The organism is Collinsella sp. AM20-15AC, from assembly GCF_003471405.1.
GTDB lineage: Bacteria > Actinomycetota > Coriobacteriia > Coriobacteriales > Coriobacteriaceae > Collinsella.
This window is the reverse complement of record NZ_QRJA01000021.1, coordinates 37,078-48,234: the sequence shown is the minus strand read 5'-3', so window position 1 is coordinate 48,234 and position 11,157 is coordinate 37,078. Positions and strand designations below refer to the sequence as shown.

9 protein-coding genes are annotated in these 11,157 nt (G+C 63.3%); 6 read left to right on the top strand and 3 right to left on the bottom strand.

Annotated features, from left to right (window positions below; all coding sequences use genetic code 11):
* Nucleotides 1-115: 115 nt before the first annotated feature.
* Both DW233_RS07745 and glmU read right to left on the bottom strand, forming a co-directional pair.
* Nucleotides 116-1,102 carry a ribose-phosphate pyrophosphokinase gene (locus DW233_RS07745; protein ID WP_089573682.1) on the bottom strand — a complete coding sequence of 329 codons (987 nt, stop codon included), beginning with the start codon at nt 1,100-1,102 and terminating at the stop codon, nt 116-118.
* A 190-nt stretch (nt 1,103-1,292) separates the two neighbouring features.
* On the bottom strand, nt 1,293-2,705 hold the full coding sequence (gene glmU, locus DW233_RS07740) for a bifunctional UDP-N-acetylglucosamine diphosphorylase/glucosamine-1-phosphate N-acetyltransferase GlmU (RefSeq protein WP_118267610.1): 1,413 nt from the start codon (nt 2,703-2,705) through the stop codon (nt 1,293-1,295).
* Between the two features lie 203 nt (nt 2,706-2,908).
* On the opposite strand from glmU, the gene DW233_RS07735 reads away from it, so the two are divergent.
* The 3 genes from DW233_RS07735 to DW233_RS07725 are packed head-to-tail and all read left to right on the top strand — an operon-like array spanning nt 2,909 to nt 6,148.
* Nucleotides 2,909-3,787, top strand: a complete 879-nt coding sequence (locus tag DW233_RS07735; RefSeq protein WP_118267612.1) for an energy-coupling factor transporter transmembrane component T — start codon at nt 2,909-2,911, stop codon at nt 3,785-3,787.
* Entirely contained in the window at nt 3,787-5,430 is a 1,644-nt protein-coding gene (locus tag DW233_RS07730) for an ABC transporter ATP-binding protein (protein WP_118267608.1), read from the top strand. Before DW233_RS07735 ends, DW233_RS07730 begins: the two co-directional genes overlap by 1 nt.
* A 4-nt stretch (nt 5,431-5,434) precedes the next feature.
* Complete coding sequence (locus DW233_RS07725; protein ID WP_117766305.1) at nt 5,435-6,148, top strand: DUF6580 family putative transport protein; 714 nt, start codon at nt 5,435-5,437, stop codon at nt 6,146-6,148.
* 535 nt (nt 6,149-6,683) lie between these two features.
* On the opposite strand, the gene DW233_RS07720 is transcribed toward DW233_RS07725, so the two are convergent.
* Nucleotides 6,684-7,502 carry an exodeoxyribonuclease III gene (locus tag DW233_RS07720; RefSeq protein WP_117629805.1) on the bottom strand — a complete coding sequence of 273 codons (819 nt, stop codon included), beginning with the start codon at nt 7,500-7,502 and terminating at the stop codon, nt 6,684-6,686.
* Between the two features lie 135 nt (nt 7,503-7,637).
* Here DW233_RS07720 and DW233_RS07715 point away from each other — a divergent pair, with 135 nt between their 5' ends.
* The 3 genes from DW233_RS07715 (at nt 7,638) to DW233_RS07705 (ending at nt 10,918) form a co-directional block, all read left to right on the top strand.
* Complete coding sequence (locus DW233_RS07715) at nt 7,638-8,390, top strand: NAD-dependent protein deacylase (RefSeq protein WP_117776603.1); 753 nt, start codon at nt 7,638-7,640, stop codon at nt 8,388-8,390.
* A 95-nt stretch (nt 8,391-8,485) separates the two neighbouring features.
* Nucleotides 8,486-10,216 carry a dihydropteroate synthase gene (gene folP, locus DW233_RS07710; protein WP_117766302.1) on the top strand — a complete coding sequence of 577 codons (1,731 nt, stop codon included), beginning with the start codon at nt 8,486-8,488 and terminating at the stop codon, nt 10,214-10,216.
* Nucleotides 10,217-10,918: a hypothetical protein gene (locus DW233_RS07705; RefSeq protein ID WP_117776604.1), complete on the top strand. Its 702-nt coding sequence runs from the start codon at nt 10,217-10,219 to the stop codon at nt 10,916-10,918. It abuts the gene before it with no gap.
* Nucleotides 10,919-11,157 lie beyond the last annotated feature (239 nt).

Sequence of the window (11,157 nt, the reverse complement as noted above, 5' to 3'; positions counted from 1 at the left end):
CGGTTCGACGAACAGCCGATCGTGTCAACCTTGGTCTAACAGAGCCATAGAAAAAGGGTCGGAAGCGAGCTTCCGACCCTTTAAAAACATCAAAGATGATGCGATACGCGTTGGACTACAGCGCGAAGTCGCCGCCGACGAGCGTGGAGACGGGCTCCTCGTGGTAAACGGCGGAGATGGCCTGAGCGAACTCCTCGGCGACCGAGATAGTCTTGATCTTGCCGCCGACCTCGACGGGGATGGCGTCGGTGACGACGCACTCGACGATGGGGGCGTCGTTCAGACGCTCGATGGCCGGACCGGAGAAGATGCCGTGGGTGGCGCAGACGTAGATGTCGCCGGCGCCCATAGCCTTGAGCTCCTTGACGTTGGCGCACAGGGTGCCAGCGGTGTCGATCATGTCGTCGTTGATGATGCAGGTCTTGCCCTTGATGTCGCCGATGATGCCCATGACCTCGGCGGCGTTGTGGCGCGGACGGCCCTTGTGGGCGATGGCCAGGTCGCAGCCGAGCATGTCGGACAGCTTCTTGGCGGCCTTGGCGCGACCCACGTCGGGGGAGACGACAACCAGGTTGTCGGTGTCGAAGTGCATGTCGTTGTAGTACTGGCCAAACAGCGGCAGTGCGGACAGGTGGTTAACCGGGATATCGAAGAAGCCCTGGATCTGGCCCTGGTGCAGGTCGAGGGTGATGATGCGGTTGACGCCGGCGCGCTCGAGCAGGTTGGCGACGAGGCGGGCGGTGATGGGCTCGCGCGGGCCGGCCTTGCGGTCCTGGCGGGCATAGCCGTAGTGGGTGATGACGGCGGTGATGGAGCGGGCGGATGCGCGCTTGGCAGCGTCGGTGGCGATGAGCAGCTCCATGAGCATGTCGTTGACGTTGCCGCCGGCCACGGACTGAATCAGGAAGACGTCGGCGCCGCGGACGGTCTCGTCGTAGCGGGCGTAAATCTCACCATTGGCGAACTGCTTTAGCGTAAGGCCCGAAAGCTCGACCCCAAGGTACTCAGCAATCTTCTGAGCGAGGGGACGGTTGGAGGAACCGGAATACACACGGATGGACTTGCGCATATTCTCCGACTTCTCGGGATCATTAATCGGCATTACCCTTCTCCTTTAATATCGAATGCCATATAGATGCCTTGTTGCATTGTAACCGCGCGGCGGGGTTTATCGGGTCTTGATAACGTCTTTACCGTCAACGGACACGAACCGACCACTCTCCGGCCGCGCAGGTCAGCATAGAAAAAGGAGCTGTCCCCATGGAACAGCTCCTTTTGTGCTTGGTAAAACGTTATACCTCGTCGTCCTCGTGCAGGCGGCGGCGGTAATCGGCGGCCCAGCTCTCAATATTTACCTGACGGGCGCGGCCCAGACCGAGTGCGTCGGCCGGGACCGGCTCGGTGATGACGGAGCCGGCGGCCACGAGTGCACCGTCGCCGATCTGGGCGGGTGCGACCATCATGGTGTCGGAACCGATGAAGGCATCCTTGCCGATGACGGTCTTGTGCTTGTGGACGCCGTCGTAGTTGCAGGTGATGGAGCCCGCGCCCACGTTGACGCCGGAGCCCATGGTGGTGTCGCCGATGTAGGACAGGTGCGGCACCTTGGAGCCCTCGCCGATCGTGGACTTCTTGATCTCCACGTGCGTGCCGGCCTTGGATCCGTCGAGCATGTGGGTGCCCGGGCGCAGGTAGGCGCGCGGGCCGCAGTCGACGCCGTTCTCGATGACGGCCTCGATGGCGATGGTCTCGTCGATGACGCAGCCGCTGCCGACGGTGGTGTCGGTGAGACGGCTGTTGGGGCCGAGCTGGCACTCCTCGCCCACGGTGACGTGGCCGATCAGGTGCGTCTGCGGCCACACGACGGTGTCGCGGCCGATGGTGGCGTCGGGGCCGATCCAAGCCTGCGTGGGGTCGATGAACGTGACGCCCTCGGCCATCCAGTGCTCGTTGATGCGGTCGCGCGCGATGGCGGTAAGCTGCGCGAGCTGGATGCGGCTGTTGACGCCCAGGCCGTCGCGGTAGTCGTCGCAGTGGAAGATGGAGACTGCCTGGCCGTGACCCTTGAGGATTTCGAGCATGTCGGGCAGGTAGTACTCGGACTGCGCGTTGTCGTTGCCGATCTCGTTAATGTGGGCGGCGAGCTGCGCGCCGTCGAAGGCGTAGCAGCCGGCGTTGCACTCGAGTAGCTCGGCGGCCTGCTCGGGCGTGCAGTCCTTCTGCTCGATGATGCGCTCGATCTGACCATCGGCGCCCAGCTTGATGCGGCCGTAGCCAAAAGGATCGGGCGGGGTCATGGTCATGACGGTGCAGGCGAGCTCGCCGGTGGCGACGGTCTGTGCGAACTTGGCGACGGTGTCGGCGGTGATGAGCGGCAGGTCGCCGTTGAGCACGACGACGGGGCCTTGCGTGATGCCGCAGGCCTCGAGCGCGACCTTTACGGCGTGGCCGGTGCCCAGGCGCTCGGTCTGCTCGACGCACTCGACTTTGGTGGCGCTGTTGGCGTAGGCGCCGTCGATGAGGGCGCGCATCTCGTCGGCGTGGCTGCCGATGACGACCACGACGCGGCTGCAGCCGGCCTTGATGGTGGCGTCGACGATCCACTGGACCATGGGCTTACCCAGGATCTTGTGCGAAACCTTGCAGTGGTTCGACTTCATGCGGGTGCCCTCGCCGGCAGCGAGGATAATTGCGGTTGCGTCCATGTGATCTCCTGTTACGTTATAGAGACGTGTGTTTGGAAACGATACACGGCGCAATATGATACCGCAGGCATATGACGAGCGCGTAACGTTTGGGCCGCGGCGGCTGGGTTTGTGGTTCCGGCGCGGCGGTTGCGCTGCTTGTGCGGTGTTTGCGGCGCTGCGGCATTGGTATTTGGGTGAGAGGGCGGGTGCCCGTGGACAATATGCGAGAGAGGTCGGCCATCGAGCCCGTCGCGGCATTCTCGATGTCGCACCCGGCGGTGCCTGCGCTCTACATGGCGCTAACGCTGGGACTCACCATGTTCTCGATGCAACCGGTGCTGATCGCGCTGTCGCTCGCAGGCGGGCTGGCATACGGCTTTGCGACCCGCGGGGCTGCTCGCACACTGAACGCGCTTCGCTGGCAGCTGCCGGTGATTTTGATCATTGCGCTGGTCAACCCGCTGTTTAGCGCCTCGGGCTCGACGGAGTTGTTCCGCATCGGCATGCGCGCAGTGTATTTGGAGAGCATGGTATACGGCCTGTGTATGGGCGGGCTGTTTGTGGCGAGCGTGCTGTGGTTTGAGGCTGCGGCGTCGATGCTCGAATACGACAAGGTGCTCGCGTTGCTGGGCAACGCCGCGCCGGTGCTCGCGCTCATGATCTCGATGTGCATGCGGCTTATCCCGCAGTTTTTGCGCCGCGGCCGCACGGTGCTGGCGGTGCAGGACGCGATCGATGTGCCGGGCCGCGCGCCGGCCGACCCCGTGCGTTCGCGTTTGCGGGCATCGAGTGTGTTGATGGGCTGGGGCATGGAAGATTCGCTGGAGCGCGCGGACGCCATGCGCTCCCGTGGGTGGGGCGCCGCGACGCGTCGAACGACGTATGCGCGGTATCGACTGGGGCGCAGCGACGTTGCCGCGCTGGTTGGGCTTGCGTTGTTTGGCGTGGCCACGGCGGCAGTGGCGTGGACCGCGACGACGCAGTATTCGTTTTATCCGCAGCTCTCGGTGCCGGCGCCGTGGCCGGGCTATGTCGTGTACGCTGCCTGGATGGTGCTGCCTTGCGCGTTGCATGCGATTGATGAGAAGAGGTTTGGTTGATGGCTCGGTTTGATAGGAGCTCGGCGGCGGGTGTGGCATATGGCTCGGCCACGCCGGCGATTGAGGTGCGAGGCCTTAGTTTTGCCTATCCCGGGGCCGAGGCACCGGTGCTCGAGGGACTTGATTGGCGTGTTTCCCAAGGTGCGTTTGCGCTGCTTGTTGGCGGTACCGGGTCGGGCAAATCGACGCTGCTGTCGCTGCTCAAGCCCGAGATCGCTCCGGCGGGCGAGCGCACTGGTGATGCGCGCGTGCTGGGCGAGAACGTTGCCGACATGGACGTGCGGGCATCGGCGGAGCGCGTGAGCTATGTGTTCCAGGATCCCGAGAACCAGATCGTGTGCGAAACCGTGTGGCACGAGATGGCGTTTGGCCTGGAAAACTTGGGGCTAGCACGTGATGAGATGCGCCGTCGCGTAGCTGAGACCAGCTATTTCTTTGGTCTGGAGGACTGGCTTCATCGCGATACCGATACGCTTTCGGGCGGCCGCAAGCAGCTGCTGTCGCTTGCCGCCGTCCTGGCGCTGTGTCCGCGTGTGCTGCTACTCGACGAGCCCACGTCTCAGCTCGATCCCGTTGCCGAGAAGAATTTTCTGCACGCGCTGTTTCGTGTGAATCGCGAGCTGGGCTGCACGGTTGTTGTGGCTACGCATCAACCGCGCCCAATGCTCGAGTATGCGACGTGTGCGTACCGGATTGAGGACGGTCGCGTGCGCGAGGTGGCGGATATGGCTTCTTTGGGGCGTCGAGAATCGCTGTTTTCCGACGACATGTTGGGGTGGGGTGCCGTCCGATGTGCAAAAAACGGAGTATTCAGCAGGCGTGAGGACAATTTGGGCTCTCTGGAGCCGCCCGGGGACGTATCGAGCGCGAAAAAAAGTTCGGAATTGGACAAATCGTCCGAATTTGTGGCGCAAACGTCGCTCGAGAACGGCTCGGAAGCCTTCCCGCGCACGGATGGGAGCAGAATACTCCAAAAAATGTACGGCGGGTCGGCTACCACCCTGGCAGGGAGCTGGTTTCGCTACGATCGCGCGGGCGGTTGGGTTCTGCGCGGGCTCGACGTGGCGTTTTCGGCCGGTGCGGTGCATGCGATCGTGGGCGGCAACGGATGCGGTAAGTCGACGATGCTCTCGGTGCTGGCGAAGACCGCCAAGCTGCAGCGCGGTCGCATGGTGCGCGGAGCGGCCTCGGCGGCGCTGCTGCCTCAGAACCCCAAAGCATTGCTGGTTGCCGAGACGGTTCGCGATGAGCTGATGGAATGGGCCTCGACCTGCGGATATGACGAGAACTTGGCGCGGGAGCGTGCGGCGAGCTTGGGGCTGTCGGGTCTGGATGGGCGCCATCCGTACGATCTTTCGGGCGGACAGCGTCAGCTGCTTGCGTTGGCAAAGCTGCTGTTGATCGGCCCCGAACTGCTATTGCTCGATGAGCCCACCAAGGGTTTGGACCTGGCCAGCCGCCGCATCATCGCCCGCGCCCTGCGCGACCATGCGCAGGCTGGCGGCACCGTCGTCATGGCGACGCACGACCTGGACTTTGCCGAGCAGGTTGCCGATGACATTTCCATGATGTTTGATGGCGAGATCGCCTGCATGGAGCCGCCGACCGACTTCTTTGCCGACAACGTGTTTTATAGGGCGTGATGGGATGGCGGATTATCGCATCGTGCGCCTACTCGCAAAACTGGAGATACCGCTGCTGCTGGCGGTGCCAGCCGTGATGGCTGCGGCGTTGCTGGCGGGCGTTGAACAGGCGGCACTTGCCATGCTTGTCGTGGTGGCGCTGGTGCTCGCGCTGTTCTTTGCGGGCTACGAGGCGTCGCGCCCGGGCTTACGCCAGATTATGCCAACGCTGGTTCTGGCGGCGTTGGCTGCGGCGGGGCGCATTCTGTTTGGCCCCATTCCCGACTTTAAACCGGTGAGTGCCATCGCCATTATTGCGGGGGCGACGCTTGGTCGCCGCAATGGTTTTATGGTTGGCGCGTTGGCGGCGCTGACCAGCAATTTCTTTTTTGGACAGGGCATGTGGACGCCGTGGCAGATGTATGCCTGGGGCCTGGTTGGCTATGTTGGCGGCGCGCTGGCGCATGCGGGTGCGTTCGACCGCGCCGACGGCACCGTGCGTATGCCGGCGCTGCTGACCTACGGCTTTGCTTCGGGTTTGCTGTACGGCGTTGTGATCAACGCCTACGACATTATCGGTTTTGTTCAACCGCTCACGTGGGCGGGTGCCATGGCGCGTCTTGCCACCGCCGTACCGTTCGATATCACGCACGGCCTTGCGACCTGCGTGTTTTTGGTCGCCCTGTACAAGCCTTGGTGTCGCCGCATCAACCGAGTCGTCGTGAAGTACGGACTGTAGGGCTGGTTGCGCCGGGGCGGGAATCAATACTGCCGAAGTGCCATTTTAAAACTATGCCGGTTTACGGGGCCAGATTGGCACAAGCAGACCATGCCGGCTATTTTTGAAATAGAGCAAGCCGTTTACCTGCGGTTTTATTATTTCGGAATTGCGTATGGTTGGGGGTTCGCGATTTAGCCCCGTAAACTGGCATAGTTTTGGAATGGCCGGCTGATATGACGGGCGTCGTGACCCTCAAGAGCCAAATTGATCCGTTTTCTTCCGTCTCCAGACGTCCCCGGGGAATCAGCTGAACTCGCCCGCCACGAAATCAGCCTATCTACTACGTTTGACCCGACACCCCCAAACACAACTGCGTTTTATGAAAAACCGCAGGCTTTCTACCTGCGGTTTTCTTTTTGCGTTGTTCGCTGTGGTTGAGGGTGGTGGCTTAAACGTAGTAGATGGGCGTGTTTCGTGGCGGATGGGTCACGTGGATACCACCACGAGGCCCAAAATGATTCGTTTTCCTCCGTCCCCAGGGGATCAGCTGGGGCTAGAGCTCTAGCGTGAGGGTGACGGGGCAGTGGTCGCTGCCGAAGATGTCGCCGCGGATGCCGGTGTCGCGTACGTTGTCGGCGATTGCGTCGCTTACCAGGAAGTAGTCGATGCGCCAGCCGGCGTTGTTCTTGCGGGCATTAAAGCGATAGCTCCACCAGCTGTAGACGCCCTCGACGTCGGGGTTTGCCGCGCGCCAGGTATCGGTAAAGCCGGCGTTGAGCAGCTCGGTAAACTTGCCGCGCTCCTCGTCCGAAAAGCCGGCGTTGCCGCGGTTGGACTTGGGGTTCTTAAGGTCGATCTCCTCGTGCGCCACGTTAAAGTCGCCGCAGGTCACGACGGGTTTGCCGGTCTCGCGCTCGAGCGCGTTCAAAAAGCCGCGGTAAGCATCGTCCCAGGCCATGCGCACGTCGATGCGGGCGAGTTCGTTTTGCGCGTTGGGAGTGTAGACATCCACAAACCAGAACTTGTCGAACTCCAGCGCGCAGACGCGGCCCTCGGTTGCGGCTTGGGCGACGAGTACGGCCGCCTCGTTCTCGCCGGCGTAGGGTAGCAGTGCGTCGGCGTGCAGCACGCGCAGCGGTTCCTGGCGGCTAAAGACCGCAGTGCCCGAATAGCCTTTACGCTCGGCGTAGCTCCAGGTTTGGTGATAGCCGGGCAGGTCAATATCGACCTGGCCTTCTTGCAACTTGGTCTCTTGCAGCGCCAGGATATCGACGTCGAGTTCTTGCGCGATCTGGATAAAGCTCGGGTCCTTTTTGAGCACGGCGCGCAGGCCGTTGACGTTCCACGAGGCGAAAGTGTAAGTCTGAGGCATGGTGTCCTTTCGACGGGGTTGGCAGGCTTAAGATTAGCGCAACAGGGGCGGGGTGGGCTCCGCGCATGCTGACTTAAAGGTCGCATGCTGGGACATCGCCCGACGCCGCCCGATCAACAAGGACGGAGGGCTCATATGACGCAGGCAATATCGGACCCCAGGCAGGCGTCCGCCGCGCTGGCGGATCTGTTTGACACCCACAAGCGCGTGGTCTTCTTTGGCGGCGCTGGTGTTTCCACGGCAAGTGGCATCCCCGATTTCCGCAGCGTGGACGGCCTGTATCACCAGCAGTTTGCCTACCCGCCCGAGACTATGCTCTCGCATAGCTTTTATGAGACACATCCGGCCGAGTTCTTCGACTTTTACCGCACCAAGATGATCGCGCTTAACGCTAAGCCCAACCGCTGTCACACCAAGCTGGCCGAGCTGGAGCGCGCCGGCAAGCTTGATGCCGTGGTGACGCAAAACATCGACGGCTTGCATCAGATGGCGGGCTCGCAGCGCGTGTTCGAGCTGCACGGATCGGTCCATCGCAACATTTGCCAGTCGTGCGGCGCGGTCTATAGCGCCGAGTGGATTTGCTCGCGCGAGCACGAGGACGCCGCGGGCGTGCCCGTGTGCCCCGCGTGCGGTGGTCGCATCAAGCCCGATGTGGTGCTCTACGAAGAGCCGCTCGACGAGCATGTGTTGACCGGTGCCGTTGCCGCCATTGCCGCGGCCGATGCCCTCATTGTGGGTGGGACCTCGCTCGTGGTGTATCCGGCGGCAGGCCTTACGCGTTACTTTACTGGCGATACGCTGGCCATTTGCAATTTGGCGCCTACCGATCAGGATGCAAATGCCGACCTGCTGATTTCTTGCGACATCGCGGCCGCGTTTGCGTTCTAGCCCGTGTGCGCGGATACAATAGAAAGACTGAGTGCAAAGCGACCCCGCCGCCAGCTCCCCAAGCTCGGCGGCGTGGGCATTTTAGGAGGATGTTCATGGCGAACGACAGCAAGACATGGCGGTGCGGAAAGTATGAGCTCAGCTTTGACCGTCCGCGCATCATGGGCGTCCTCAACGTGACGCCCGATTCGTTTAGCGACGGCGGGGAGCACTTCGACCCGGATGCCGCCATCGAGTACGGCCTGGCGATGCTTGACGCCGGCGCCGACATCATCGACGTGGGCGGTGAGTCCACGCGCCCCGGCTTTACCCCGGTTAATCCCGACGAGGAGGCTCGCCGCGTGCTGCCCGTGGTGCGCGCGCTGGCCAAAGAGGGCGCCATCGTCTCGATCGACACGCGCCACGTGGCGGTTGCCAAGGCGGCCGTGCGCTGCGGCGCCTCGATCGTCAACGACGTGACGGGCTTCACCGACCCCAAGATGGTCGAGTTTGTTAAGACGAGCACCTGCGGCGTCATCGTGATGCATGCCGGCGAGGTCGCCGCGCCTACACGCACGCACGCAACGGTGCAGCTCGATACCTCGGCTGCGGCGTTTGTTGCCGAGAAGGCGCGCGAGGCGGCTGCCGAGGCCGCGCGTGAGGCTGAGAAGCCGGCTCGCCGCCGTCGCGGCAAGTTGCTGGGCGAGCCTAAGCCGGAGGCCAAGCTTCCGGGCGGCGTGGTGCAGCCCTCGTTGCCGTTTGGCGATCCGGAGCCCGCGACCGAGCCTGCAAGCGAGCAGGAGACGCCGGCCGCCGAGCAGGCTGCTGCCGCCGAGACCGTCGCGCCCGCGCCCGAGGCCACCGAGGCCGCATCGGAGCCCAATGACCGCCTGGCCGCCATGATGCGCCGCAGCGCCCGCCGCGAGGAAGCCTACGTGCCCACCTCGCAGCTCCGCCGCTTCACCCTGCCCGATTCGGCGCCCATCATGCGCCGCGTCATGGGCTTTCTGTCCGACCAGGCCCGCGCGCTCATCCACGCCGGCGTGTCGCGCGACCGCATCTGCATTGATCCCGGTCCGGGCTTTGGCAAGACGGCCAACGAGGACATCGTCATCCAGCGCGAGACTGCCAAGATGGCGTCACTGGGTTATCCGCTCATGTGCGCCGTATCGCGCAAGCGCTTTGTGGGCGCCGTCTCGGGCGTGACCGAGGCCGCCGAGCGCGATGCCGCTACGTTTGGCGTGTGCCTGGGCGCCATCCAGGCCGGTGCCAACATTGTGCGCGTGCACGACGCCGCGGGCTTTGCGCAGTTCCTGAACGGCTACTGGGCGGTTGCCAAGCCGCAGCCGCGCCGCGCGTTTGTGGCCGTGGGCTCCAACCTGGGGCATCGCTGTGACAACATCCGCGCCGCACGCGACATGATCGCCGAGATTCCACTCACCTGCGTGTCCAACTCCTCCAAGATCTACGAGAGCGAGCCGGCCTACGAGACGCGCCAGGACGCGTTTGCCAACGCCGTCATCGAGATTAAGACCGAGCTGGCTCCGCTGGTGCTGCTTGACGAGCTCATGAAGATCGAGGCCGAGCTGGGCCGCGACCGTTCCAAGAAGGCCAAGGCCAACGGCCCGCGCACCATCGACTTGGACCTGCTGTGGATGGACGGCGAGACCCACGGCGGCAAGAAGCTGCGCCTGCCGCATCCGCTGATCGGCGAGCGTGACTTTGTGCTGGTGCCGCTCGAGGACCTGATGCACGACCCGGCTCGGTTCTTCCGCTACAACGGCGTCGAGGTCAAGGAGCCCGAGGATCGCGTGGGCCATATCGTGGGCGAATTGGGGCGTATGTAGATGATCGAGATGAATGCTGTTGCCGCTGGCACCGAGCTCGACGCGGCGCGTGACGCGGGCCGCGAGGGCGTGTCCGCGGGCTGGTGCGCGTGGAGCGTGGGCGATGCTTCGCTGACGTTTTCGCTGGTTGTGCGCCCCGATGTGAACATGCACGCCTTCCACGGCCTGCCGTTTGTGGCCGCGATGGGCATGATGGACGCGCTCGTGGGCACGGCTTCGACGCCGGGGTTGGGCCTTGCCGGTAAAGTGGGTATCCAGTGGCCGAGCGATATCGTGTGCGGTGCGCCTGCGTTTGAGGCGTCGCTCGCGCGTGTTGCCGTGAACGGCGGTGCCGGTGCTGCGGGCATGTTTGCCGCGGTGACGGTTGATATTGAGCGTGCGGCGCTGGGTGAGCTTGGCGTGGATATGGCAGATGAGGCGCTGATCGAGGCATTGGCCGCCGCTGTGCTGACCCGCGTTGACGCCTGGGCGGTTGCCGCCAACACGCCGCAGGGCGCTGCCGGCCCGCTGGCTCCGGTGCTGGGCGAGTACTTTGACATGGTGCCACTGCTGGGTCGTCAGGTCGCGGCGGTGTCGCCCAACGGTTTGCCGCTTGCGGTCGGTGTGTTTGCGGGCCTGGACATCTGGGGTCGCGCGACCATCAAGACCGATGCCGGCGAGCAGGAGTTTCCGCCCGAGGCCGTACGGATTCGCGGACTGTAACGCGAGGCGCCCGCGCTCAAAGATAACGATGACAACGAAGCCCTCTTCGGCCTGTGCTGGGGAGGGTTTCGCCTATCTGGGGAATGGGTTGCCAGCGCCCTATTCCTCAAAACTGAAAAATTTTCGTTTTTGAGGAATAGGAAACATGCACGATATCGCTGTGCTGGGTGTATTCGAGGAGCTGCTATTCCTCATAATTGAAAATAATTCAGTTTTGAGGAATAGGCTTGGCGAACGTT